The 25,400-nt window shown below is 66.6% G+C and carries 24 protein-coding genes; 11 read left to right on the forward strand and 13 right to left on the reverse strand.

Annotated elements, in window-relative coordinates:
• Positions 1 to 58: 58 nt before the first annotated feature.
• The 4 genes from HL671_RS29915 to HL671_RS29930 all read right to left on the reverse strand — a co-directional run bounded on the left by HL671_RS29915 (position 59) and on the right by HL671_RS29930 (position 2,655).
• Positions 59 to 1,003, reverse strand: coding sequence for an electron transfer flavoprotein subunit alpha/FixB family protein (locus HL671_RS29915; protein WP_012041436.1), 945 nt, complete (start codon positions 1,001 to 1,003; stop codon positions 59 to 61).
• Positions 1,003 to 1,752: an electron transfer flavoprotein subunit beta/FixA family protein gene (locus HL671_RS29920; protein WP_172241296.1), complete on the reverse strand. Its 750-nt coding sequence runs from the start codon at positions 1,750 to 1,752 to the stop codon at positions 1,003 to 1,005. Before HL671_RS29920 ends, HL671_RS29915 begins: the two co-directional genes overlap by 1 nt.
• Before the next feature lie 117 nt (positions 1,753 to 1,869).
• Positions 1,870 to 2,442 (reverse strand): cob(I)yrinic acid a,c-diamide adenosyltransferase, encoded by a 573-nt coding sequence (locus HL671_RS29925; protein ID WP_172241299.1) that lies wholly within the window; start codon positions 2,440 to 2,442, stop codon positions 1,870 to 1,872.
• 18 nt (positions 2,443 to 2,460) lie between these two features.
• Positions 2,461 to 2,655, reverse strand: coding sequence for a twin transmembrane helix small protein (locus HL671_RS29930; protein WP_012041433.1), 195 nt, complete (start codon positions 2,653 to 2,655; stop codon positions 2,461 to 2,463).
• Between the two features lie 130 nt (positions 2,656 to 2,785).
• Here HL671_RS29930 and HL671_RS29935 point away from each other — a divergent pair, with 130 nt between their 5' ends.
• Positions 2,786 to 3,679, forward strand: a complete 894-nt coding sequence (locus HL671_RS29935; protein WP_041751257.1) for a YihY/virulence factor BrkB family protein — start codon at positions 2,786 to 2,788, stop codon at positions 3,677 to 3,679.
• Here HL671_RS29935 and HL671_RS29940 read toward each other — a convergent pair.
• Positions 3,606 to 4,877, reverse strand: a complete 1,272-nt coding sequence (locus HL671_RS29940) for an ATP-binding protein (protein WP_244424364.1) — start codon at positions 4,875 to 4,877, stop codon at positions 3,606 to 3,608. The two genes, HL671_RS29935 and HL671_RS29940, sit on opposite strands and share 74 nt — an antisense overlap.
• Positions 4,878 to 5,279: 402 nt before the next feature.
• Positions 5,280 to 6,149 (reverse strand): tRNA glutamyl-Q(34) synthetase GluQRS, encoded by an 870-nt coding sequence (gluQRS, locus tag HL671_RS29945; protein ID WP_172241302.1) that lies wholly within the window; start codon positions 6,147 to 6,149, stop codon positions 5,280 to 5,282.
• A 127-nt stretch (positions 6,150 to 6,276) separates the two neighbouring features.
• Between gluQRS and HL671_RS29950 the strand changes: the two genes are divergently transcribed.
• The 4 genes from HL671_RS29950 (at position 6,277) to HL671_RS29965 (ending at position 9,942) form a co-directional block, all read left to right on the forward strand.
• Positions 6,277 to 6,930 (forward strand): DNA-3-methyladenine glycosylase family protein, encoded by a 654-nt coding sequence (locus HL671_RS29950; protein ID WP_172241305.1) that lies wholly within the window; start codon positions 6,277 to 6,279, stop codon positions 6,928 to 6,930.
• 104 nt (positions 6,931 to 7,034) lie between these two features.
• Positions 7,035 to 8,126 (forward strand): DUF2855 family protein, encoded by a 1,092-nt coding sequence (locus HL671_RS29955; protein WP_172241308.1) that lies wholly within the window; start codon positions 7,035 to 7,037, stop codon positions 8,124 to 8,126.
• A 69-nt stretch (positions 8,127 to 8,195) separates the two neighbouring features.
• On the forward strand, positions 8,196 to 9,167 hold the full coding sequence (locus tag HL671_RS29960; protein WP_172241311.1) for a peptidyl-alpha-hydroxyglycine alpha-amidating lyase family protein: 972 nt from the start codon (positions 8,196 to 8,198) through the stop codon (positions 9,165 to 9,167).
• Positions 9,168 to 9,384: 217 nt separating this feature from the next.
• On the forward strand, positions 9,385 to 9,942 hold the full coding sequence (locus HL671_RS29965) for an HNH endonuclease (protein WP_012029992.1): 558 nt from the start codon (positions 9,385 to 9,387) through the stop codon (positions 9,940 to 9,942).
• A gap of 150 nt (positions 9,943 to 10,092) precedes the next feature.
• Here HL671_RS29965 and HL671_RS29970 read toward each other — a convergent pair whose 3' ends face one another.
• The 3 genes from HL671_RS29970 to rutA all read right to left on the reverse strand — a co-directional run bounded on the left by HL671_RS29970 (position 10,093) and on the right by rutA (position 12,858).
• Positions 10,093 to 10,956, reverse strand: a complete 864-nt coding sequence (locus HL671_RS29970; protein ID WP_172241314.1) for an isocitrate lyase/PEP mutase family protein — start codon at positions 10,954 to 10,956, stop codon at positions 10,093 to 10,095.
• Between the two features lie 94 nt (positions 10,957 to 11,050).
• Positions 11,051 to 11,680, reverse strand: a complete 630-nt coding sequence (locus HL671_RS29975) for an isochorismatase family protein (protein WP_172241317.1) — start codon at positions 11,678 to 11,680, stop codon at positions 11,051 to 11,053.
• 95 nt (positions 11,681 to 11,775) lie between these two features.
• A complete protein-coding gene (gene rutA, locus HL671_RS29980) occupies positions 11,776 to 12,858 on the reverse strand; it encodes a pyrimidine utilization protein A (protein ID WP_172241320.1) in 1,083 nt (360 codons plus the stop codon).
• A 444-nt stretch (positions 12,859 to 13,302) separates the two neighbouring features.
• Here rutA and HL671_RS29985 point away from each other — a divergent pair, with 444 nt between their 5' ends.
• Positions 13,303 to 15,255 carry a putative bifunctional diguanylate cyclase/phosphodiesterase gene (locus HL671_RS29985; RefSeq protein WP_172241323.1) on the forward strand — a complete coding sequence of 651 codons (1,953 nt, stop codon included), beginning with the start codon at positions 13,303 to 13,305 and terminating at the stop codon, positions 15,253 to 15,255.
• A 38-nt stretch (positions 15,256 to 15,293) separates the two neighbouring features.
• On the opposite strand, the gene HL671_RS29990 is transcribed toward HL671_RS29985, so the two are convergent.
• Complete coding sequence (locus HL671_RS29990; RefSeq protein ID WP_172241326.1) at positions 15,294 to 16,583, reverse strand: MgtC/SapB family protein; 1,290 nt, start codon at positions 16,581 to 16,583, stop codon at positions 15,294 to 15,296.
• Between the two features lie 67 nt (positions 16,584 to 16,650).
• Between HL671_RS29990 and HL671_RS29995 the strand changes: the two genes are divergently transcribed.
• From HL671_RS29995 to HL671_RS30010, 4 genes are all read left to right on the forward strand, one after another.
• Positions 16,651 to 16,806: a hypothetical protein gene (locus HL671_RS29995; protein WP_172241329.1), complete on the forward strand. Its 156-nt coding sequence runs from the start codon at positions 16,651 to 16,653 to the stop codon at positions 16,804 to 16,806.
• 273 nt (positions 16,807 to 17,079) lie between these two features.
• On the forward strand, positions 17,080 to 18,219 hold the full coding sequence (locus tag HL671_RS30000) for an RNA ligase RtcB family protein (RefSeq protein ID WP_012041421.1): 1,140 nt from the start codon (positions 17,080 to 17,082) through the stop codon (positions 18,217 to 18,219).
• Positions 18,216 to 18,839, forward strand: coding sequence for a peptide chain release factor H (prfH, locus tag HL671_RS30005; protein WP_012041420.1), 624 nt, complete (start codon positions 18,216 to 18,218; stop codon positions 18,837 to 18,839). Before HL671_RS30000 ends, prfH begins: the two co-directional genes overlap by 4 nt.
• 172 nt (positions 18,840 to 19,011) lie before the next feature.
• A complete protein-coding gene (locus HL671_RS30010; RefSeq protein ID WP_012041419.1) occupies positions 19,012 to 20,271 on the forward strand; it encodes an Hsp70 family protein in 1,260 nt (419 codons plus the stop codon).
• A gap of 7 nt (positions 20,272 to 20,278) precedes the next feature.
• On the opposite strand, the gene HL671_RS30015 is transcribed toward HL671_RS30010, so the two are convergent.
• Both HL671_RS30015 and HL671_RS30020 read right to left on the reverse strand, forming a co-directional pair.
• The gene (locus tag HL671_RS30015) at positions 20,279 to 21,796 is read right to left on the reverse strand and encodes a hypothetical protein (RefSeq protein ID WP_172241332.1); all 1,518 of its coding nucleotides are present in this window, start codon (positions 21,794 to 21,796) and stop codon (positions 20,279 to 20,281) included.
• Between the two features lie 86 nt (positions 21,797 to 21,882).
• Positions 21,883 to 23,151: a hypothetical protein gene (locus HL671_RS30020; protein WP_246579734.1), complete on the reverse strand. Its 1,269-nt coding sequence runs from the start codon at positions 23,149 to 23,151 to the stop codon at positions 21,883 to 21,885.
• Positions 23,152 to 23,699: 548 nt separating this feature from the next.
• Between HL671_RS30020 and HL671_RS30025 the strand changes: the two genes are divergently transcribed.
• On the forward strand, positions 23,700 to 24,257 hold the full coding sequence (locus HL671_RS30025) for a GNAT family N-acetyltransferase (protein WP_041751254.1): 558 nt from the start codon (positions 23,700 to 23,702) through the stop codon (positions 24,255 to 24,257).
• Between the two features lie 27 nt (positions 24,258 to 24,284).
• Here the strand turns inward: HL671_RS30025 and HL671_RS30030 are convergent, their stop codons facing one another.
• Positions 24,285 to 25,331, reverse strand: coding sequence for an alpha/beta fold hydrolase (locus HL671_RS30030; RefSeq protein WP_172241338.1), 1,047 nt, complete (start codon positions 25,329 to 25,331; stop codon positions 24,285 to 24,287).
• Positions 25,332 to 25,400: the final 69 nt, after the last annotated feature.

The raw sequence follows: 25,400 nt of genomic DNA on the forward strand, positions 1-25,400 counted from the left end.
ATGCCCTAGAAGTGAGAACACCGGCCGCCGAGGTCCCATGCGGCCGGTGTCACAAGCGTTACTTACCGAGCTTGCCGAGCGCGTCGGTCAGTTCGGGAACCGCCTGGTAGAGGTCCGCCACCAGGCCATAATCGGCCACCTGGAAGATCGGCGCATCTTCATCCTTGTTGATGGCGACGATCACCTTGGAGTCCTTCATGCCGGCGAGATGCTGGATCGCGCCGGAAATGCCGACGGCCACATACAGCTCCGGAGCCACGACCTTGCCGGTCTGGCCGACCTGCCAATCGTTCGGCGCATAGCCGGCATCGACCGCGGCGCGCGAGGCGCCGACGCCGGCGCCGAGCTTGTCGGCGAGCGGCTCGATGTATTTGGCGAAGTTCTCGCGGCTCTGCATCGCGCGGCCGCCGGAGACGATGATCTTGGCTGAGGTCAGCTCGGGCCGGTCGCTCTTGGCGACCTCCTCGCCGAGGAAGCTCGACAGCGCCGGATCGCCGGCCGCCGCGACGGTCTCGACCGACGCGCTGCCACCCTCGCCGGCAGCGGCGAAGGTCGAGGTGCGCACGGTGATGACCTTCTTGGCGTCCTTCGACTTCACGGTCTGGATCGCGTTGCCAGCATAGATCGGCCGCTCGAACGTGTCGGGCGCGACGACCTTGATGATCTCCGACACCTGCATCACGTCGAGCAGAGCGGCGATGCGCGGCATCACGTTCTTGAAGCGCGAGGTCGCGGGCGCGACGATCGCATCGTAGGTCGCGGCGAGCTTGACGACGAGGTCGGCGAGCGGCTCGGCGAGATCATGCGCATAGGCCGCGTCATCGGCCAGCAGCACCTTCTTGACGCCGGCGAGCTTGGCGGCAGCTTCCGCAGCACCCTTGGCGCCCTGGCCCGCGACCAGCACGTCGACATCGGCGCCGAGGGCTGTGGCCGCCGTCAGCGCCTTGTTGGTCGCGTCCTTGATCCCGGCATTGTCGTGTTCGGCAATCAGCAGCGTGGCCATCAGAGCACCCCCGCCTCGGTCTTGAGTTTGTTGACGAGCTCGGCGACGTCCTTGACCTTGACGCCGGCCTTGCGGCCTGCCGGCTCGGTGGTCTTGAGGACCTCGAGACGCGGCGTGAGATCGACGCCGGTATCGGCGGCGGTCTTCTCGGCGATCGGCTTCTTCTTCGCCTTCATGATGTTCGGCAGCGAGGCGTAGCGCGGCTCATTGAGGCGCAGATCGGTGGTGACGATCGCCGGTCCCTTGAGCTTCACGGTCTGCAGGCCGCCATCGACCTCGCGGGTGACCTTGAAGTCCGAGCCGTCGACCTCGAGCTTGGAGGCGAAGGTCGCCTGCGCCCAGCCGAGCAGCGCCGCCAGCATCTGGCCGGTCTGGTTCGAATCGTCGTCGATCGCCTGCTTGCCGAGGATGATCAGTCCGGGCTGTTCCTCCTGGGCGACCGATTTGAGGATCTTGGCCACCGCCAGCGGTTCCACATTGCCCTCGGCCTTGACCAGGATGCCGCGATCGGCGCCCATCGCCAGCGCCGTGCGGATCGTCTCGGAGGCCTGCGCGGGCCCAATCGAGACCACCACCACCTCGGTCGCCTTGCCGGCTTCCTTCAGCCGCAGCGCTTCCTCGACGGCGATCTCGTCGAACGGATTCATCGACATCTTGACGTTGGCGAGCTCAACGCCCGATCCGTCGCTCTTGACGCGGACCTTGACGTTGTAATCGACCACCCGCTTGACCGGCACCAGAACCTTCATCGATCCTCTTTCGCTCTAATTTGTCCGGGGTTGACCTTTCGGGCGCGGAACCTAAAGCGCCCGTACCCCCCGGTCAACGCGCGAGGGGTGAAAAAAGCAACCTCGCACGCCGCCGGGTTAACGGTTCTGCCCTGGCACCCACAATACGTCACCCGCGCCGTTGCGGTTCGCGGCGCGGCTGGCCACGAACAGGAAATCCGACAGCCGGTTCATATAGCGGATGGCGGCCTCGCTGACGGGCTCGTCCGGCCTCCCCGCGAGTTCCGCGATCATTCGTTCCGCCCTGCGGCAAATGGTACGGGCGACGTGCAGATGCGCCGCCGCCGAGGTTCCGCCCGGGAGCACGAACGAGGTCAAGGGCGAGAGGCGCTCGTTGAGCGCATCGATGTCGCGCTCCAGCCGGTCGACCTGGCTGGCGACGACGCGCAGCCGCTCCGCCTTGCCCTCGCGCTGCGGCACCGCCAGGTCCGCACCGAGGTCGAACAGATCGTTCTGGATCAGCCCCAGCATCGCGTCGATCTCGGGCGCTTCGCCGAGATGGAGCCGGGCGACGCCAATGGCGGCGTTGGTCTCGTCGACGGTTCCATAGGCCGAGACGCGCAGATCATATTTGGGACGGCGCTCACCATTGCCAAGCGCGGTCGTGCCGTCGTCACCGGTGCGCGTGTAGATGCGATTAAGGACTACCATGTTGTTCTCAACGTCCCATCAACGTCCCATGGCCCAAATGGCCGCCATTGCAATGACGACCGCAACGAACTGCAGGATCACCCGCCAGCGCATGAGCTTCTGCGACAAATTCGGCGAACCGCCGCGCGTCATATTGACGAGGCCGAGAAACAGCACCAAGGCGACTGCGCCGATGGCGATAGGAAGGATGAATTTACCGAGGAGTGAAGCCATTGGGGCTAGATAACACCGCGCGGCTGGGAGCGCCATGGCGGATCGGATGCCGGCTGCTGCAACTTCTGGCTTTTGCGCCCGTATTATTGGATTGTAGAGGACCGGTTGTTTTCGCGGAGTGCAGGGACAGGTGAAGGCGCTTCGCTACATCTTCCACGTGGTCATGGATGCGTTCTACACGTTCCTCGCCGATGACGGCTGGGCGATCGCGAGCCATATCGCGCTGTCCACGCTGATGGCGCTGTTTCCGTTCCTGATCGTCCTGACCTCTCTCGCCGGCTTCCTCGGCTCCAAGGAGCTCGCCGATCAGGCCGCCACCTTGATGTTGGAAACCTGGCCAGCCCAGGTCGCGGATGCGCTGACCGGCGAGATCCACGACGTGTTGACCACGACCCGGACCGACGCGCTGACCATCGGCGCCGTGCTCGCGGTCTACTTTGCCTCGAACGGCGTCGAAGCGTTGCGGGTCGCGCTCAACCGCGCCTATGGCGTCATCGAGCAGCGCCGCTGGTATTGGCTGCGGCTGGAATCGATTGGTTATACGCTGGTCGCGGCCTTCACGGCGCTGGCGATGTCGTTCCTGATCGTGCTGGGCCCGCTGGTGTTAGCCACGGCGCGGCGCTATCTGCCGCTCGCGGTCGAAGCCAATGAGCGCTTCGTCAACCTTTCGCGCTACGGCATCACCATCAGCGCCCTGATCGTCGCCCTGTTCATCCTGCATGCCTGGCTGCCGGCGGGACGCCGCAGCTTCATGCAGATCATGCCGGGCATCGTCTTCACCTTCATCGCCTCGCTGGTGTCGGGCATCGTGTTCGGCCAGTATCTGGCGCGGTTCGCCAACAATTACGTGACGATGTATGCGGGGCTCGCCTCCGTGATCATCGCACTCGTGTTCCTCTATTTCATCGCCGCGATCTTCGTGTATGGCGGCGAACTGAACGCATCGATCATCAAGTCGCGGCTGCCGCGCGGTGTGTCACTTCAAGAAGCGCAGTCGCTAGAGCCCGCGGCGAAACGGGCTTGAGCAGGAACGCATCGGCACCGGCAGCGCGCGAGGCAGCCTCATCCTCGCCGCGGCCGGACACGCCGATGATCGGGATGTCGCCATGCGGGGCGCCGAGGGCGCGGATCCGCGCGACCGTCTCGATGCCGTTGATCCCCGGCAGCACCATGTCCATCAGCACCGCATCGTAGCTTCCTGCCGCGATCCGCTCCGGCGCAGCCTCACCGCGTCCGATGAACTCGGCCTGATGGCCGAGCTCATTGAGGATGGTGTTGAGCACCACGCGACCGAACGGGTTGTCCTCGACCCCGAGGATCCGCAACGGTCGCGCCGGCGCCAAGGTGACGCCGTCCTCGCCTTCGCCCATCGTCGTATGCGGGGCCGCGGCGACCAGCAGCGTGACCGTCAGCGTGAACGTCGTGCCGCCCCCCTCATGCGGCGTCACGACCACGTCGCCTCCCATGGCCCGCGCCAGTTGCCGGACCGACGACAGGCCGAGGCCGGCCCCGCCAAAGCGCGAGGCGATGGTGACATTGGCCTGGCTGAACGGCCGGAACAGCCGCTTGATCTCCTGCAGGGTCAGGCCGATGCCGGAGTCCGAGACGCGGAAGGCGACCGCAACCTTGCCTTTGGCGGCGCGCCTCGCCGGCTTGCCGCCGGCCGCCTTGGCCAGGGCGATCTCGAGCGCGACGCCCCCCTGCTCCGTGAACTTCACGGCATTGTCGATCAGGTTTTCCAGCGCCGCGCGCAGCCGTACGGGATCACCGATCACCAGCCCTGGCAGCGCGTCGGACACGTCGACGCGCGCCTCCAACCCCTTGGCGGCAGCGCGCCCCGACAGCGAGTCGCCGGCGGCGCGGGCCAGCACGCGCAGATCGAACAGATCCTCCCGCAGCGACGCGCCGGTGGTCTCGTCCTTGGCGGCGTCCACGAACAAGGTGGCCAGACTCGACAAATGCTCGGCGCCGGCCTTGATCGTATCGACCCAGCGCCGCTCACGCTCGCCGAGTTCGGAGGTGGCGAGCAGATCGCTGATGGCGAGAATGCCAGTGAGTGGCGTCCGGACCTCGTGCGCGAAGACCGCCAAGGCGGCTTCGACGACCCCCGCGGCCGGCGTTGCTGTTGCGGCGGCCTTCAGCACCGGCTTGGCCGATCCAGACTTGGTGGACCCCGACTTGGTGGATCCAGTTTTGGCCACGTTCCGATCGACCCCAGCCATCGCCGTGACCTGAGGAACCCGCTTCTTCAAAGGCCGCGCTTTGGCGCGCTCTTTAGCCGCCGTCGTCTTGCCGGCTGACGCGCGGGACTGTTCTGCCGTGGAGGGCGCCTTTCCGCCGCGCGTCGCGGACGCGCCGGCGGCCCTGGACGCGGCCGGCTTAGCCGATCGGGCCCGACGCCCCGTACTCATCTTCCGAACGCGCTTCATCATGGCCCCTATGACATGAACTCCGGAAACGAAGGGGCACTTATACTGTCATGTCTCTCGTGCCGCTTTCGATTGAAGCTCCCGATTACCCGCGCTGCTTGTCAGCATGGCACGGTCGTTCCCGGGTGTCACGATCCGCCCGAGGTTGTCCCCGCCGGAAACATGCGAAGAGACCGGACAAAGCAGCCGAAACGGCTACACCAAGCCAATCCTGTGTCGGATTTCCGCCGATGATACGCCTTCCGCGCGCAGAGCGCGCAATCCGGTCGCGCGATTGGACTTGGACAGCTTGTGGCCATCGCCATCGCGAATCAGTTGGTGATGGCGATAGAGCGGCGCAGGCAGGCCGAGCAAGGCCTGGAGCAGCCGATGGACGCTGGTGGCTTGAAACAGATCCTGGCCGCGGACGACCTCGGAGACCCCCTGCAGGGCATCGTCGATCACCACGGAAAGGTGATAGCTGGTCGGCGTCTCCTTGCGCGCGAGCACCACGTCCCCCCACGCCTCAGGCCGCGCAATTGTGACGCCGGTCTCTCCGGCCGGCCCGCTGCCGAGCTCGTCCCAGCTCACCTCGCCCACCCGCGCGACCGCAGCCGCCATGTCGAGCCGCAACGCATAAGGCATGCCCCGCGCCATCAGCTCTGCACGCTGAGCATCAGACAGCTGCCTGGCCGCTCCCGGATACAGCGGGGAGCCGTCGGGATCACGCGGCCAGTCGCCGTCGGCGTCCCGTTGCGCCACCAGGCGGGCAATCTCGGCCCGGCTCTCGAAGCTCGGATAGACGAGCCCCATGGCCTGCAGCCGCGCCAGCGCCGCGCGATACTCCGGCAAATGCTCCGACTGCCGCCGCACCGGCAGCTCCCAGGTGATGCCAAGCCAGGCAAGATCCTCGTAGATCGCCTGCTCATAGTCGGGCCGGCAGCGGGTCGGGTCGATGTCCTCGATGCGCAGCAGGAAGCGGCCGCCGGCGTCCTGCGCGCGCTGGAAGTTCAAAAGTGCCGAATAGGCATGGCCGAGATGCAGGTAGCCGTTCGGGCTGGGGGCAAATCGGAAAACGGGTGGCATGTCACATCGTCCTTGCCGGAGTTGAGCAGACGTGATCCGACAATGATCCTTTGTAGGAAGGTTCGATCCGAGATGGATGCGCGGGTCAAGCCCGCGCGCATGACGCTGGAGAAAGTCCCAAGAGCCCATGACCCTGCACCTCGACAGCCAGGATGCCCTCGAGGACGCGGTCCGCACGCTGGTGACGCAGGACAAGCGGCTGGCGCCGATCCTGGCCGCAACCGGCATGCCGGCGCTGCGGCGGCGGGAGCCGGGCTTTGCCGGCATCGCCCACATCGTCTGCGGCCAGCAACTGTCGACCGCGAGCGCGGCGGCGATATGGGGCCGACTGCAGGCGGCGTTCGACCCATTCGATCCCGACGCGATCCGCCGCGCCCGCGCCGACCGGCTGGGACGGCTCGGCCTCTCCGCCGCCAAGATCAAGACGCTCAAGCACATCGCGCGCGAGCTCGGCGCCGGGCGGCTCAATCTCGACGTGCTCGCCAATGAGGACGCCGACGCGGCCCACGCCACGCTGACCACCCTGCCCGGCATCGGGCCCTGGACGGCGGACGTCTACCTGCTGTTCTGCCTCGGCCATGGCGATGCCTGGCCGGCCGGCGACCTGGCGGTGCAGGAAGCGGTGAAGGTCGGGCTGGGCCTGGCAACACGCCCGACCGCCAAGCAGATGATGCCGCTGGCGGAAGGCTGGCGTCCGCTGCGCGGCGCGGCCGCGCATCTGTGGTGGAGCTATTACCGCGTGCTCAAGAAGCGGGAGGGCATCATCGCGCCGGCCAACTAACAACGCCGGCGCACGCCGTTTGAAACAAAGTTGGGGTTGCAAAATGGTCATGTATACCGGCCAGGATCGGGCATGCGATGCCCATGAACGGCCGAGGTTCCATCATGCAATCGAACGACTTCATCGTCGCACGCCAGGATCTGGAGACTTGCCGGACAATCAGCACGGAACGTCCTGACCGTGACGCGCTGCCGAGCGATGCGCTGCTGGTGAAGGTCGACCGCTTCGCCTTCACCGCCAACAACATCACTTACGCGCTGCTCGGCGAGCAGCTGAAATACTGGCAGCTGTTTCCCGCGCCAGACGGCTTCGGCATCATTCCGGTCTGGGGCTTCGGCGACGTGATCGCGTCCCGCAATCCGGCGGTCGCCGAGGGTGAGCGCTTGTTCGGCTACTTCCCGATGGCGACGCATCTTTGCATCGAAGCCGCCGATATCAGCAAGCGCAGCCTGCGCGACGCGGCCGCGCATCGCCAGGGCGTCGCACCGGTCTACAATGCTTACGCGCGCATCGGCGGCGATGCGGCCTTCGCCGGCCGGCAAGGCGACCACCAGGCTCTGCTCCGGCCGCTGTTCATGCTGTCGTTCCTGGTCGACGACTTCCTGGCCGAGCAGATGCATTTCGGCGCGACCACCGTGATCCTGTCGTCGGCCTCGAGCAAGACCGCCTTCGGCCTCGCGCACCTCCTGCATACGCAACGCCGGGGCATCCGCGTGATCGGGCTGACCTCGCCGTCCAACGCCGCCTTCGTCCGCTCGCTCGGCTGCTACGATGAGGTGGTGACCTATGACGCGGTCGACACGCTCGACGCGACAACGCGCGCGGCATTCGTCGACATGGCGGGCCATGCCGGCCTGCGCGCCGCGCTGCATCGGCACTATGGCGACAATCTCGTCTATTCCGGCCGCGTCGGCCTGACGCATCAGGACGGCAGCGACGACGCCACGCCGCTTCCCGGCGCCCGGCCCAGCTGGTTCTTCGCGCCGGACCAGATCAGGAAGCGGGCCAAGGCGTGGGGGCCGGGCGGCGTCGAGACCCGGCTCCGGGCGGCGTGGCGCGACTTTGCCCCGCGGCTCGATGGCTGGCTCACGATCACGGATGCACGCGGGCCGGAGGCTGTGCGGCGGGTCTATCTCGACACATTGAACGGCCGCGTTCCGCCGCACGAGGCGCATATGCTGACGATGGCGGATTGAGCGGATGTCCGCCTGCGGGAGAACCGTGTAGCCTTGCGAGACTTCAGCTTTCAGGGGGAGCGCCAGGCGATGTCCATTCTCGGCACCGGGGACTACATCTATCGCGTCGTGAAGGACTGGGCGAAGCTGCCCGACGGCTGGGCGCTGAGCGACGTCGCTTCCGTTGCCGTCGACAGCAAGGATCGCCTCTACGCCTTCAACCGCGGCGCTCATCCGATGATCGTGTTCGATCGCGACGGCAATTTTCTGACGAGCTGGGGTGAGGGCCTGTTCCGCCGCGCGCATGGCCTGTCGATCGACGCCGATGACAATCTGTACTGCACCGATGATGGCGACCATACGGTGCGTAAATGTACGCCCGAGGGCAAGGTGCTGCTGACCATCGGGCTGCCGGAGCGCCCCGCTCCGTTCATGAGCGGCGAGCCGTTCAACCGCTGCACCCACACCGCGCTGTCGCCGTCCGGCGAGATCTACGTGTCCGACGGCTACGGCAACGCGCGGGTCCACAAATACACGCCCGACGGCCGGCTGATCCGCAGCTGGGGTGAACCGGGCTCGGATCCCGGCCAGTTCAACATCGTTCACAACATCGCGACCGATGCCGACGGTTTCGTCTATGTGGCGGACCGCGAGAACCACCGCATTCAGGTGTTTGACGGCAATGGCCGCTACGAGACGCAGTGGAACAATCTTCACCGGCCCTGCGCGCTGTGCGCCTGCGGGTTCAGGCGCAAGACCTTCATCATTGGTGAGCTCGGTCCGGGCATGCCGGTCAATCTCAACGTTCCCAATCTCGGCCCGCGCCTGACGATCACGGATGCGAGCGGAACGCGCATCGCCCGCCTCGGGGGCGAACACGGTCCCGGGCTTGAAACCGGCCGTTTCCTGGCTCCTCACGGCCTGGCGATCGACAGCCGCGGCGACATCTATGTCGGCGAAGTCGGCGTGACCAACTGGAGCACCAGCTTTCCGGACCGCCCGATGCCGGCCGAGGTGCAGACCCACCGCTGTCTGCAGAAGCTGCAGCGGATGCCGGCGTGACCGCGTCGTTTCACGCCCCTCGGCAACGCCGATTTGCAACTGACATGCAATGCAGCGACGGGAGGTTCCGCCACCGTTCCGACCGACTTGGGGATCAGGCTGGGAGCGTGGGAGAAGTGGAGTCAAGCCATTCTTGGGGCTTCACAATCCCGTCACGCTGCATGTAGTATCTGGGGGCATGCTGCTTCGCAGCCGTTATGGAGGCCAGGAGCGTTACTTGAACGCACATGTCTCGCAAGGCGGTTGGCCGGTGTTGGTGCTGAACGCGGACTTCCGGCCGCTGAGTTACTACCCGCTGTCTCTCTGGTCGTGGCAAGACGCGATCAAGGCGGTGTTCCTCGATCGCGTCAACATTGTCGAGTACTACGACAGGGCGATCCGAAGTCCATCCTTTGAGATCCAGCTGCCAAGCGTCGTTTCGCTAAAATCCTTCGTCAAACCGACGACGCATCCGGCCTTCACCCGCTTCAACGTCTTTCTGCGCGACCGCTTCGTCTGCCAATACTGCCACTCCGGCGACGACCTCACCTTCGACCACGTCATTCCGCGCAGCAAGGGTGGCCAGACCACCTGGGAAAACGTCGTCGCCGCCTGCTCGCCCTGTAACCTGAAGAAGGGCAATCTGACGCCGCAGCAGGCCAAGATGTTTCCCAAGCAGGCGCCCTACGCGCCGACCGTCCACCAGCTCCATCGCAACGGCCGGCTGTTTCCGCCGAACTACCTGCACGACAGCTGGCTCGATTATCTGTATTGGGATACCGAGCTCGATCCGTAGCAGCGCGGTTCGTCCGGGTGTCGTACCCTGCGGCGTCTCGGGTTTGCTGCAACGGCGCAGCGCGTGCACGGCGCTGAGGCAAGGCATCGGCCGTTGCCGGATGGCGCGTCGCTCATGCGCAACGTCATCCCCTGATCGCCCGCCGGCACCTCACTCCGTCTCGGAATAGCGCCGCTCGAACTCCCACACGTCCTCGAAACCGATCAGCCGGTTGAACTCGGCGAAGGAGAACATCGGCACCGCCTCCGTCGTGGTCCCGTGCCGTCGCAGATCGTCATAGGCACGCGTGAGCGCCTCCGCCGTCGCCAGGAAGCCGACCGCCGGAAAGATCGCGACTGCGAAGCCGAGCTGCTTGAGCCGATCGGCCGAAAGCATTGGCGTCCGGCCGCCATTCACCATGTTGGCGAGCAGCGGCTTGTCGATCATGCGGCCGATCTCGGCCATCTCCACCTCGCTTTCCGGGGATTCAACGAACACGATGTCGGCGCCGGCGTCCGCATAGGCGCGGCCGCGGCTGATCGCCTCGTCGAGCCCCTTGCCCGAGCGGGCATCGGTGCGGGCGATGATCAGGAAATCGGCGGAGCTGCGCGCGTCCGAAGCAACCTTGATCTTGCGGACCATGTCCGCCGTGGGAATGACGCGGCGATGCGGCGTGTGCCCGCATTTCTTCGGAAACTCCTGGTCCTCGAGCTGGATCGCGGTGACACCGGCTTTCTCGTAGCCGCGCACGGTGTGACGGACATTGAGGAGGCCTCCATAACCGGTATCGGCATCGGCGATCACCGGCGTCTTCGTCATCGCCACGATGCGGGCGATGCGATCGAGCATCTCCGAATAGGTCGCAAGCCCGGCATCAGGCAGGCCGAGCGACGAGGCGACCGTGCCGTAGCCGGTGACGTAAAGCGCATTGAAGCCCATGCGGTCGGCGATCAATGCCGAGATGAGATCATAGACTCCGGGTGCCGCAATGAAATCGCCTGTTGCGAGCGCCTGCCGCAGGGCTGGGTCCGGCATCGTCGTCCCTCTCGTTCGAGATCCATCCAGTCGCGAGCGTAACAGCCTCGCTTGATGCTTCAACGTCGAAGTGACGACCGGCGCGCGGCCCATCTCATTTGGCGAGGCCGGCGATGTAGGCCAGCGCGTCCTGCTCGCTGACGACATCGGCATACTTCGCGTTCATGTCGAACAGATTGGCCTCATGCGGGCCCTGATGACGATCGCCGCAGGCCTCCCTGACGACGACCGGGATGAACCCGTGGCTGCAGGCATCGACGCAGGATGCCCTCACGCAGCCGCTGGTGGTGAGGCCGGTGATGATCAGGGTGTCGATGCCCCAGCTTGTCAGCGTCGAGGCGAGCGAGGTACCGAAAAAGGCGCTCGGATATTGTTTGGAGACGACGAGCTCGTCGTCCCGGACGTCGAGGCCGGCGGGCCATGCGCCCAGCGGGCTCCCTGCCAGGAAGTGCCGCAGCGGCTTCGCCTTTTGATAGAAGCGGCCGCCGTTCAAGGCATGCTGATGATAGACGACATTGGTGTAGATCACCGGAACCCTGGCGGCGCGGGCGGCATTGCGCACCCGGATCGCGGCAGCCAGCGCGTCGTCCACATCGGCATAGAGGTCGCAGCCCGGCTCGAAATAGGCCTGTACGAAATCGATCAGGATCAGGGCCGGACGGCCGCCGAAGCCGAGGCGGTTTTCATAGACACCCTTGTAGTTGTCGGTGGCGTCGGAGCTCATGAGCAGATCCACTCCTGTATTGCTATCGGGCAGGCGCGGCGGCGAAGCCGCCACGCTTGCCTTTGCATGCAATCGCGAGCCGGCCGCATGCGCGGTCACGCCGCCGGCAACAGCCGCGCGGCGCGGGATGTCATCAGCGGCTGGACATGCTGGCCGAAGCTCTCAATGCCCTGGACGAAATCGTCGAAGGTCAGCATCAAGCCTTTCGTCCCCGGCACGCTGGCGGCTTCGTCGAGCAGCCTGGCCACCGTGGCATAGGAGCCGACAATGGTTCCCATGTTGAAGTTGAGCGCCTGCTCCGGCAGGTTGATGGTCTTGGCGGTCGAGGACCCCGCCGCCGACTGGTCCTTCGAGCCCTGGTCAGCCATCCAGGCCAGTGCATCGACATCGGTGCCGTCCTTGTAGGCCTGCCACTTCGCCATGGCCGCCTCGTCGGTCTCGTCCGCGATCACCATGAACAGGACATAGGCGCCGACGTCGCGGCCGGTCTTGGCGACCGCATCGAGCAACTGCTCGTTGAGCTTGACATGGGCGGTCGGCGTGTTGACGCCGGAGGCGAGCACGAAATTGTAGTCGGCGTAGGTTGCGGCGAAGGCCATGCCGGTCGGACTCTGCCCCGCCGCCACGATCTCGATCTTGTGCGCCGGCAACGGCTTCATGTGGCAGTCCGTCATCTGGAAGTACTTGCCCTTGAAGTCGGAGGCCCCCGTCCGCCACAGCTCCTGCATCACCTGCACATACTCGGTCGAATAGGCGTAGCGGTAGCCGAAATAGTCGTCGCCGGGCCACAATCCCATCTGCTCATACTCGGCCTTGGCCCAGCCGGAGACGATATTGATGCCGAAGCGGCCGCCGGAGATGGAATCGATGGTGGTTGCCATGCGCGCGACGATCGCCGGCGGCAGGGTCAGCACTGCGGTGGACGCGAACAGCTTGATCCGCGAGGTCACCGCGGCCAGCCCCGCCATCAGCGTGAAGCTTTCCAGATTGTAGTCCCAGAACTCGCTCTTGCCGCCGAACCCACGCAGCTTGATCATCGAAAGGGCGAACTCGAAACCATAATGCTCCGCCCGCTGCACGATCTGCTTGTTGAGCTCGAACGTCGGCTTGTACTGCGGCGAGGCCGTGGAGATCAGCCAGCCATTGTTGCCGATCGGGATGAAGACGCCCAAATCCATTGCGGTCGATCCTTGTGCCAGAAGCCCCGGATCGACGCGAGCAAGGCTGATGCCAAGTCGGTATTATGCAGCCGCGCAGGGTCGCACCGGCTCCGGACAGATGGCGACTGCCCAGCGGACGGTCACATGCCTGCAGCCGCAGCTTCGGGAATGAGCAACCTCAGCGGGTGTCGCGGTCATGCGATCCGCGACGCCGGGAGCCTCAGCCGCTGGGCCGCGCCCGCCATGACCCACCCCGACCGGCTGGGCCGCCGCCGGCCGCAAGGCGGCGTCATCACCGGCCTTCCGGCCCAGGGCTGCCGGGATGGTTCCAGCCCGGTTGCATATTTCATCGCGGATTAACGCCGCCTTAGTCCCCTTTCCGCAAGCTCTTCGACTGCCGCATGGGCCGTCGCCAGGACGGCCTCCGCCATCACCGATTCAGCAGGGCCTTCCGTTCCGCGCATGCCGACCGCACCCAGCGACCCCAAGGCGGCAGCGCTGGCGAAAGCCCAGGCCGCGAGCTCGCTGCAGAACATCTTCCTGACCCTGCTGTCGAACGTGGCGATCGCGACCTCGCTGGCGCTGCTGTTCTATTTCCGTGAAGGCAACACACTGATCTTCTGGTGGCTCGGCGCCGCGATCGCCTTCGCCGTGCTGCGCGCCGGATGGGTCTCGCGGCTCAAATCCTCGGGCCGCATCGCGCAGGATCCGCAGCCCGTGCTGCGCAGCCTGACCGTGATGGCCCTTGCCAGCGGCCTGCTCTGGTCAGTGGTGCCGCTCGCTTTGCCGCTGTTCTCGCACGCACAGAACGTCAACGACGTCGTCTTCATCATGGCCGGCACCACCACCGGCGCGATCATCCAGAGCCTCGCCTATTCGCCGATGGCGATCGCCTTCAGCGCCCCGGTGATGGCTGCGACCATTCTGCGCATGCTGCTCTCCGGCAGCGACGTCGGCTACATCGTCGCGGCCGACGTGGTCTTCCTGACCGTCATGCTGTTCCGCGCGGCGCTGCTCGGCGAACGCAATTTCACCACCAGCCAGAACACCGCGTTCGAGGCCACCGCGCTGGCGGCCTCGCTCGCTGACGCCAACCAGGCCTTGGAGCGGCTGGTGCGGATGGACTCGTTGACCGGGCTGGCCAATCGCAGCCACTTCCGCAGTGTGGCCGGCGCGGCCTGCGCGGCCGGAACCGGGGTCGCGTTCCTGCTGTTCGACGTCGACAACTTCAAGACCATCAACGACACCCGCGGCCACGATGCCGGCGACCGGGTGCTGCAGACATTGGCTGCGCTGCTGTGCTCGGCCTGCGGCGCCGATGATCTGCCGGTGCGATTGGGCGGCGACGAGTTCATCGTGGTGCTGCAGGGTGCGAACGCGGACCGTCGCGCAGTGGCGCTGGGCGAACGACTGATGAGCGCGCTGCTGCGCCCGGTCCTGATTGCGGGCCAGCCCTTGACGGTCAGCTGCTCGATCGGCATCGCGGCCCATGCCGCTGGCGCCATCGATCTGGAGGAACTGTCGGCCAGGGCCGACGCCGCGCTCTATCGCGCCAAGGAGGATGGGCGGGCCTGCATGCGGGTGTTCGACGCGCAGATGCAGTCCGCTTTGACATTGCAGCGCCGCCTTGACTTTGAGCTCGCCGCCGCGCTGGCGCGGCGCGAATTGCATGTCGAGTTTCAGCCGCAGGTCGCAATGGCCACGCAGGAGATCATCGGCTTCGAGGCGCTGCTGCGCTGGAACCACGCCTGCGCGGGACTGATCCCGCCGCCCGACATCGTCACCGCGGCGATCCGGTTGCGCCTGTCCGCGCAGCTCACGGAGTTCGTCGGCGAGCGGGTCTGCGCCTTCCTGCGCGCGCTCGACCGCAAGAAGGCGCCGCAGATCAGGGTGTCGATCAACGTCTCGCCGCGCGAGTTCCCGATCCACTCGCCGGCCCAGACCCTCAAGACGGTGTCGGAGCGCTACGGGGTCGATCCCAAGCGGATCGAGATCGAGGTCACCGAGGAGGCGATGTTCGACCCGAAGCGCTGCGCCGACGAGCTGAAGCTGATCGATCAATACGGCTTTGCCCTCGCCATCGACGATTTCGGCGTCGGCCATTCCTCGATCGCCAACCTGATGGCGGTCGAGATCGACACCATCAAGATCGACCGCTCCTTCATCCACGGCATCGCCGGCAATCGCAGGGATCAGCAGCTCGTCGCCGCCATCACCGCGGTGGCCCTGCCGCTCGGCCACCGCATCATCGCCGAGGGCGTCGAGAGCGAGGCGGATGCGGAGTGCCTGCGCATGCTCGGCTGCTCCTACGGTCAGGGCTGGCTCTATGGCAAGCCGATGAAAGAGGACGAGGCGATCGGCTGGCTGGTGCAGCGTCGAGCCGCTGCTATCGAGCCGCTGCCGCGCAGCGCTTAGTCGGCGATGTGAGGCCCGCACGCGCAGGCCGCGGCCCGTCAATACGTGAAGACAGCATGCGCGAGGATCGGGGCGAACGCGCCGGCCCAGGCCGCGGCGACGACGACAATCAGCCCCGGTATCAGCCGCGCCGCGAATGACCCGCCGCCGCTGGTCCATGCCACGACGATCTTGCTGATGGTGTTCGCCGTCAGCGCCGCGAGCACCGGAATGACCGCTTCGGCGGTGCTGATCTTCCCGGAGGCGACGAGCGTGGCAGTCGCCGCCGCCGGCGCATGCGTGTCGACGAGGCCGGCCACCGCGGCGCTCACCACGAGGCCGGCCTCGCCGAAGGCCTGGCGCAAACCGGCGGAGAGCACGAGCACCACGGAGATCGTCAATGCCAGCAACAAGGCCCCGGGCAGGCTGAAAGCGCGTCCGAGCTCCAGGTCCGCGGAGCCCGTCTGCCGCAGGCCGAGGACAGTGAAGACCGCGCCATAGAGCGCGGCCGCCCCGCCCGCACATAATAGCGGGATCAGCAGCGCCTTGAATGCCGGCACGCTGGTTGCCGCCAGCACCGCAGCGAGCTGCACGATGGTGGCAAGCGTGGACAGCGTTGCGCCCGCCGCGGCGGCTCCGGCCAGCTCGGGCAGCTTCCGCGCGCGGGCGCCCATCGCTCCTATCGTGGCCGTACTGGAGACGAAGCCGGAGGCAAAGCCGGACACTGCGAGTCCGCCGCGGGCGCCGAGCAGGCGCATCGCAACATGCCCGGCCGCCCCGATCGCCATCATCAGCACGACCAGCATCCAGATCGAGCGCAGGTTGAGCGCGCCGAACGGACCGATCGGCTGGTCGGGAAGCAGCGGCAGCACCACCAGGGTGGCTGCGGCAAAGATCAGTCCATCCTTGAGCTCGCCTTCGCTCAGCACCGAGCGCACGAAGCCGTGCAGCACCGGCCGGGCGGCGAGCAGCACCGTCAGGATCACCGCGACTCCGGCTGCCAAAGCGGCGTGCTCGGTGGCGAGCCCCCCCAGCAGAACCGTCAGGACCAGCGCCGTCTCCGACGTCAGTCCGGGATCATCGCTGCGGGACCGCGAATAGGCGATGGCCGTCAGGACGACGACACCGGCGGTGACGACCGCGAGCAGCATCTTGCCGCCGATCAGCATGCTGATAGCGCCCGCGAGCGACGCGACGGCAAAGGTCCGCAATCCCGCCGGCGATCGTCCCGGCCCCTCGCCCTTCCGTCGTTCCCGCTCGAGTCCGATCAGCAGACCGATGCCGAGCGCGACGACGATTGCGACGAGTTCGCGGCTGGAGCTGAGGGTCATGATCTCGGACATGGACATGGTTCCGGATCGCCCAATTGCAGCGCCGCGTCAATCGGTCCTTCCGGACAGGGCGCGGACGGCGCCGATGATCAGCATGCATGTCGTCAGGCTGAGCATAGGCCCCTCGCGGCACGGACCCATCGCCGACCGCCGCCGCGAGCCATCGACTGACTATCGCGAAGATTGTCAGGTCGCCACTGAGATCCTCTATCTCCTCGGCGAGTTCCTGGCGTCGTTCTGACGCCAAGACAATCACGCCGTGTCGCGCCCGCCACAGCCAGCCGCTCTCCTCCACCACCGCAATTGTCAAACCACTCGCGATGTGATTAGTAGCCGCCGGCGTCGAGCATTCCGCTCCGCCGCACAGGAGAGAGACGATGACTGCGATCATCCGTTGCTCCGCCAGGAGCCGTCGGGCCTGATCCTCGCTTAGCCGAGGCCTGGTCCGGCACGCGTGCGTCCGCACGCGCTGACTATCCCTGACAAGATCGTCCTATCTCTCCAAGGTACCCACATGGGCAATTCCCATCGCGTGGACGGCCGTGCGCCGGTCCACGGCTTCTACACATCCAGCTCCTGGATCGAGGGCGCCGCTGTGCGCCAGCTCGAAACAGTCGCTGACATTCCTGGCGTGCGCGCGGTCGCCGGCCTGCCGGACCTGCATCCCGGCAAGTTCGGCCCGGTCGGCTGCGCCATCCTCGCCGACCAGATCCATCCGGCCTTCGTCGGCTCCGACGCCGGCTGCGGCATGGCACTGTATCAGCTCGATCTCGCGTCCCGCCGCATCCGCGTCGACAAGGCGGCCGACCGGCTGCGCGACATCGCAAAGCCCTATGACGGCGATATCGCAAGCGAGCTGATAGCTCACGAGCTGCCATCGTCCGATTTCGATGCCGCGCTCGGCACAATCGGCGGCGGCAATCATTTCTGTGAGCTGCAGGCGGTGGAAGAGGTGTTCGATCCGAGCTGCGGCATCGATCGCGACCGCGCCTATCTGCTGGTGCATTCGGGCTCGCGCGGCCTCGGCCACGCCTTGCTCGAACGGCATGTCGCGGACGGGCTCAAGCCGCTCGCGCCCGACACCGAGGCCGGACAGGCGTATCTGGCAGCACATGATCATGCGCTGCGTTGGGCGTCGTTGAACCGGGCTATCATCGCACGGCGGGCAGCGACGGCCCTGCGCTGCGAGGCCGTCTCCGTCTGCGCGTGCTCGCATAATTGCATCGCGCATCGCGCCGAGGGCATGCTGCACCGGAAGGGTGCGGCACCGTCGGATCAAGGCCTCGTCGTTGTGCCAGGCTCGCGTGGCGCGCTGTCTTATCTGGTCGCACCGCTCGCCACGGCGCCCCAGGAGGCACTGTGGTCGATCGCCCATGGCGCCGGCCGCAAGTTCGACCGGTCGTCGATGATCGGCCGCGTCGGCGCCACCAAGTCGGATCGCGAGCGGCTGTCACGCAATCCGTTCGGTGGCCGCGTGATCTGCGAGGATCGCGCGCTGCTCGCCGAGGAGGCGCCGGAGGCCTACAAACCGATCGCCGGCGTCATCGCCGATCTCGAAGCGTTCGGGCTTGCGCGCGTCGTCGCCAGCTTCCGGCCGCTGGTCACGGTGAAGAAGATCGCAACGATCCGACCGCGCAAGGAGGACCGCCGATGAGGCGGCTCCTTCTCACGGCGGGGCGCGGTCCCGCCGAGTGCAGGCTCGCGGTCGCGCATGCACTCCAAGCGCTCGCAGCCGAAGCCGATGCAGCGGATTGCGATTGCGCGATCGCTCAAAACGAGGCGGACCGGCTCGGCCCGGCCAGCGCGATCGTCGTGCTCGATGGACCTCTCGCGGACCAGATCGCGCAGCGCTGGACGCAGGGCCCGCTGCTCTGGGTGTGCCGCAGTCCGCTGCGGCCGCATCACGGCCGCAAGAACTGGTTCGTCGGCATCGTCGATCTGCCGCTGCCGCACCAGGTGCCGGACCTCGCGGCCGCCGACGTCAGGTGCGAGAGCTTTCGCGCCGGCGGGCCCGGCGGCCAGCACCAGAACAAGACGGAGAGCGCTGTGCGCGCCATCCACCTGCCGACCGGGCTCACCGCAATCGCGCGCGACGGCCGCTCCCAGCATCGCAACCGAGCGCTGGCGCTCACGCGCCTTGCCGCGTTGCTGGACGGCCGCGCGCGCCTGGCCGAGGCCGGCGAAGCGCGGCTGGTCCACGCCGCGCATGATCGCGTCCAGCGCGGCGCCGCGGGCCTGCGCTTCGAAGGTCCGGCGTTCAGAGCGGTTGAATGAGGATTGGGCAGCCAGGCGGCGAAACGCTCCTGGCTGCTCCTTCATGGAGCAATCGTGCCCAGTCATCCCACCCCAGCACGCTGCCATGCGCGTCGGTCTGCAGATTCGCGGATGACACGGCGTCGCCGAACGGCTAAGCGGACCGCCCCCCCGGACTGGAAACGAGACGAGCATGGCGGCAGCGGCCTATTGCGGCATCGACTTCGGCACTTCGAACACCACGGTCGGCCTCAGCGATCACGCCTCCGCACAACTGATCCCGCTGGAGGGGGAGCATCGCACCCTGCCGAGCGCGATGTTCTTCGATTTCGAGGATCACGGCGTGCAGTTCGGGCGCGGCGCAATCGAGCGCTACCTGACCGGCCATGACGGCCGCTTCATGCGCGCGCTGAAGAGCATTCTCGGCACCGCGCTGATCCACGAGAAGACCTACATCCGCCAGAAGGCGGTGCCGTTCGCCGGCATTCTCGGCTTCTTCTTCGCGCATCTGAAAACGCAGATCGAAACCCGGCTCGGCCAGGAGATCGATCAGGTCGTGCTCGGCCGCCCGGTGCGCTTCGTCGACAAGGACGACGCGGCCGATGCCGAGGCGCAGGCCGCACTGGAGCAGATCGCGCGCGAGCAGGGCTTCAGGCACATCGCGTTCCAATACGAGCCGATTGCAGCGGCGCTCGATTATGAGCAGCAGGTGACGCGCGAGGAGCTGGTGCTGATCGTCGACATCGGTGGCGGCACCTCGGACTTCTCGATCGTGCGCGTGTCGCCGGAGCGGCGCAGCGAGGCTGACCGCGAGGGCGACATCCTCGCCAATGGCGGCATTCATATCGGCGGTACCGATTTCGACCGGTTGCTCAGCCTCAAGAGCGTCATGCCGCATCTCGGCTATGGCAGCCTGACCGCCGACGGCAAGCGCAATCTGCCGACGCTGTACTATCACGAGCTCGCCACCTGGCACCGCATCAACCAGCTCTACAAGAAGGGCGTCATCAACGAGCTGCGCCAGATCCGCTATGAGGCCGACCGGCGGGACCTCGTCGACCGTTTCATCAAGGTCGTGGAGGACCATCGCGGCCATACGCTCGCGATCGGCGTCGAGCAGGCCAAGATCGCGCTGACCGCGGCAAAGTCGACGACCGCGGTACTGTCGGAGAAGGACGACTGGGCGCGCATCAAGTTCACCCGCAAGGATTTCGATCGTGCCATCGCCGATTCCGTCGAGCGGGTCGTGAGAACGGTGACGACGCTGCTCGATGATGCGGACGTCGAAGCGGCTGCCATCAACACCATCTTTCTCACCGGCGGTTCGAGCATGGTCCCGACCTTGCGGGAGGCCATCCTCGCGCTGTTTCCGCATGCCCGCGTCGCCGAGACCGACCTGCTCGGCAGCGTCGGCCTCGGGCTGGCGCTCGATGCCCGGCGCAAGTTCGGCTGAGCCCGCGTCAGCGCGGCATGTCCGCGGCGGACGGTGCCGGCCTGGACGACAGTGACACGGCATTGGCTGGGCGCGGCGCCGGGCTGCGCTTGGCGGCAGCTGGTCGAGGAGCCGCCACGCGTGCCGGCCGCTCCGGCGCTCCGGTCCGAATGATGCTCCAGGGCTCGGAGCCGGCCGGCGCGCGCGTGAGAACGGTCGCGGGCGGCCGGGTGCGGCGCGGACGCGGCAACTCGCCGCGCGGCGGCGGAATCACGGGCGCCACAACGTCCGGCTTCGCCTCAACAGGCGGCACCGGATCGGCGGATGCGGTGACCTGCGCCACCAGCGCGGACGTCTCCACGGCCGGCTGCTCTGGCGCAGGAACCGGCGCGGCGGCCGGCGCCGCGACAGCGGTCTCCGCAGACATGATGATCGCTCCGGTGTCTTCGCGAGCCTGCTGAGTCTGAAGCACGTCGCCGGGGAGCAGTACGCCCATGGCCGTGAGCCCGCACGCCAGGGCCCTGGCGCGCAAGACCACAGTCGAATGATCCGGCGAGACGATCAGGCCGCGGAACAACCGGCTGACCATGTCGACGCCGGCCACCGAGAGAAAGGCCGCCAAGCCCAGGCTGCCGCCGACACTCGGCAAGATTGCTGAGGCCTTCACCAGAAGGGCAGTCAAGGTCGCCGCGGCCAGCAGCGGCTGCAGCACGCCGCGCAGCCGGTGCGGCGATGACATGCCCAGGAAGCAGCCGGCATAATAGGCATCCGCGACTGGGAGATCGTCGGGACGCATCAGCTGCAGCGCGAACAGGCCGATGAAGGCCACGGTCGCCGAGACGAAGATCCGCGCTGCGCGCGCTGCCGTGACCATGCCCGGCAGTCTCTGCATGATCATGGTTGCGATCATGCCGGTGACACAGAGCTCGAAGATGACGAAGGTCCCGCCGAGCCCCTGGTCAAACCCGTCCATCCCGATCAGACGGACCGGCTCGCCGCCATTGCCGAGCATCGGTGCCAGACTGAGCAGGACGAACGACGCCACCGCTGCGAGCGCGCCGAAACGGCCGCCATAGCCGCGCAGCAGCACGATCCGCAGCCGGATTTCGATTGTACAGAAGGCGAGGAACATCACCCCGCAAAATGCAGACAACACGAGGAAAGAGGTTTCCGCGGACAGGCCGAAAGGGGCCACGCTGTCGCTGAGCATCGCCACCGGCGTCATGCCGGCAAAGCTGCCGCCATAGGCCGACGAGGCGAAAGTCGCCGGGACAAGCTTCCGGCTGGGCGCAGCGATCAAGACAATGCAGATCAGCAGCGTGGCCGTGGCAGACGCAAGCGCCGCAGGCACGCCGAACTGGCTCAGATACAGCGTCGCCAGGCAGCCGAGGAATGCGCCGGCGAAAGATGCGAGCGGCACGAGATATAAAGGAGGCAGAGGCAGCGCCTGTGCGCTCCGCGAAAACGACCAAAACAGCTCCGCCGACCATGCCCTGAGATCAAGGGCCTTGGGCACTTCCAGACCGCGTACATGGAGGTCGGTCATTCCCGCTCCTGTCCCTCGGACGATGGACCGCACACGCGACTGCAGGTCGCCTGCGCGGGATCAGTTGTACACGCCGCGCCTCACCATCATGGCCCCGCCGCTGTCGACGGATCCGGCCGCCATGCTTGCAGCAGCGACGCGTCCTGCCGGGCCACGACCCGCGGCCGGGCTGTCGCTGGCGGCACGACGCGTAGCTGGTTGCGCTTCACGACCGCCGGATGGATCGGCTGGACCGCCGCCTGGCCGTGCCGGGTGACGTGCTGCGGCTCAGGCTGACGCTCGCCGGGGAGGACCGGGGCGGGCTCAGCAGCATCCTCGGCCTGAAGGTTCGGCGGCTCGCGCCGCTCGGGCTGCAAAATCAGCATCGGGAGATCGTAGCTCGCTTCCGCCGCCGAAGACGCATCACTGAGGGTGCGGCCCGCATCGGGTTGCAGCGGCCGGGGTCCTGGCGGCCGATTCGGCACCGGCGCCGCAGCGGCGTGGCCCGCGGCCACACCGGCTTGCTGCTCGATCAGCAGTTCGCTCGGCAGCATCACCGCGAGAATCGCGAGCGCCGCGATCAAGCCCCGCGTCGCTGCCACCAACGTGTGGCGCGGCGTTTCTCCGGCCTCGACGAACAGCAGGAAAGCCGCGTCCACGAAAACGACAGAGACGAAGGCGACATAGCCAAGGCTGCCGCCGACGACAGGCAGAATCGGACAGGTCATCATCAGCATGACCGTCAGCACCGCCGCCACCGCCATCGCCTGAACGATGCCACGCAGACGCCGCGGCGAAGACATGCCGACGAAGCAACCCGCATAATAGGCTTCGAGATCGCAGGTGCCGCTGCCGACGATGTGCTGCAAGGCCAGCAGGCCGACGAACGCGACAGCGGCGGCGACGGCAATGCGTACCGCGCGCGCCGATCCCGCCACGGGAGCCCAGCGCAGGGCCGCCATCGTCGCCATGATGCCTGCAGCGCACTGGACGAAGGTGAGCGCAGCCGCACCGCTCCCCTGCTCCAGCAGGCCCTTGCCCGCCATCGGAAACAGATGGATGTCGGTGCCGAACGATGGCGCCAAGCCGATGAACAGGAAGGAGGCTAATGCCGCCAAGGCGCCCAATCGTCCGCCATAGCCGCGGGCCAGCCCACCGCGCAGCCACATGTCCAGCGCGCAGGCCAGACAGAACACGGATCCGCAAAACAGCGACAGGAGGATGAAGGTCGAGTCGAGCGACAGGCCTGTGCGGAGGATGCTCGCGTTCAACAACGCCGCCGGCGTCATGCCGACGAAGCTCCCGCCATAGGCGGACGAGAAGAATGTGCTCGGCACCAGGCTCGCCGTACGGGTCACGATCAGCGACGCGCTCAACAGAAGCGCGGCCGCTGCGGATGCAATCGGCGGAGCAAGGCCGGTCGCACCCAGATGCAGCGTCATCAGGCAGCCCAGGAAGGCCGCAATGAAGGAGGCCAATGGCGGGCAGCCGAGCTGGAAGAGCTCAGAGCCGTAAAACGGCACGGCTCGTCCGAGCTGACGATCACGCCAAATGCGTGGATCGGAGGTCTGTTCAGTATAATGCGAGTGATGACTGGCCGTAACGCGACGCATACACAACACCCCAAGTCGAAATCCCACCCAAGATCAGCAATTGATCCCGCCGGCCGTCGATCATGGACGTTCGGGCACAACACCGGGCCCGAACGGTCGCAGTTTCCCCGCGGCCGCTGCACACACCCTGCAAACGCAGTCACGTGTGTGTTCGACTAATGCACGGGAATGTTGCAGCACGGAAGTGTAGAGTTCCGTGCATGGAACACAAGTTCCCGGCAACCTTAATACCGATACAATGCATTAACAACGGTAGGATAGGATGATGAGGGGCGGTTTTTGCAACCTCAAGCTGCTTAATGACCCGTCCGATGCTCACACCCGCGTTACAGACCGCTCGGCTGATCCTGCGACCGCTGGGGCTCGTGGATGCGCCGGCCATCCAGCGCCATTTCGACAATTGGCACATCATCCGCAATCTCTCAGTCGCCGTCCCCTGGCCCTATCCGGCCGACGGCGCTGAAAGCTTCGTCAGGCTGCAGCTCGACAGGATCGCCGCCGGCGAGGAGATCTATCAATGGGTCCTGGTGCTGCGTGACGGTGACGGCGAGGCGATCGGCAACATTCATTTCCGGCCACGGATGCAATCATCCAAGGGCCATCGCGGCTTCTGGCTCGCCGAGCCCTATTGGAACCGCGGCCTGATGAGCGAGGCGATCGCCGCCGTGAACGATTTCGCCTTCGGTCCGCTCGGGCTCGATCAGTTCGACGTCTGCAACGTCGCGACGAATGCCGCATCGCGCCGGGTCAAGCAGAAGACCGGCGCCGAGTTCGTCGGCTTTGTCGAGCTCCCGCACCACAATGGCGAAACCCGATCCGAGAAATGGGTCGTGCGCCGGGAGACGTGGCTGCGGCGCAGCCAGCCATGACGTGGCGAGGCGCGATACAGGACCGCGCTATGCCCCCGCCGTGACGTCAATCACCGCCTGCGCAAAGGCCTGTGGCGCCTCCTGGGGCAGGTTGTGGCCGATGCCGCCGCTGACCAGGCGATGCTCATAGCGGCCGGTGAACTTCCTGGCATAGGTCTCCGGCGCAGGATGCGGCGCGCCGTTGGCGTCGCCTTCCATCGTGATGGTCGGCACGGCGATCTCAGGAAATGCCCCCAGCCTCGCTTCGAGCGCATCATACTTCGCCTCTCCCTGCGCGAGGCCGAGCCGCCAGCGATAATTGTGTACCACGATATCGACGTGATCGGGATTGTCGAAGGCCGCGGCGCTGCGGGCGAAGGTCGCCTCGTCGAACGCCCATTTCGGCGAAGCCGTCTGCCAGATCAGCCTGGCAAAGTCGCGACGATTCCTGTCATAGCCCTCGCGGCCGCGTTCGGTCGCGAAGTAGAACTGATACCACCATTGCAGCTCGGCGGCCGGCGGCAGCGGCATGCGGCCGGCCTGCTGGCTGCCGATGAGATAGCCACTGACCGAGACCATGGCCTTGCACCGCTCGGGCCACAGCGCCGCGACGATGTTCGCGGTGCGCGCGCCCCAATCAAAGCCGGCCAGCGTCGCCGTCCTGATCTCGAGCGCATCCATCAAAGCGACGATGTCGGCGGCGACCGCCACCGGCTGGCCGCTGCGCAGGGCGGCCGCCCCCAGCAGCCGCGTCGAGCCGTAGCCGCGCAGATAAGGAACAATCACGCGCTGGCCGGCGGCGGCCAGCGCCGGCGCGACGTCGGCGAAGCTGTGGATGTCATACGGCCAGCCGTGCAGCAGGATCACGACGGCGCCATCGGACGGACCAGCTTCCGCATAGCCGATGCTGATCTCGCTTGCGGTGACTTGCTTGATCGGGCCCAGCGTCGCCGCCCCCGGCCTGATCGCCGGCAGCGACGGCGCGTTCTTGACGCGCTCCGCGGCCACCGCGCCGGATCCAAGTTGAGCGGCCGCAACGGCGGTTCCTGCCAAGGTCAGAAAATGGCGTCGGCTCTGGTGAAAGGGTGTTGGCATGACGTCGGCTCCTGGTTCCATCTGGCTGTCTTGTGCGCCATGCGACCGTGATCCGCTTGCAGACGGCTT

Origin of the sequence: Bradyrhizobium denitrificans, assembly GCF_013179005.1 — a bacterium.
In the GTDB taxonomy this organism is placed as follows: domain Bacteria; phylum Pseudomonadota; class Alphaproteobacteria; order Rhizobiales; family Xanthobacteraceae; genus Bradyrhizobium; species Bradyrhizobium denitrificans.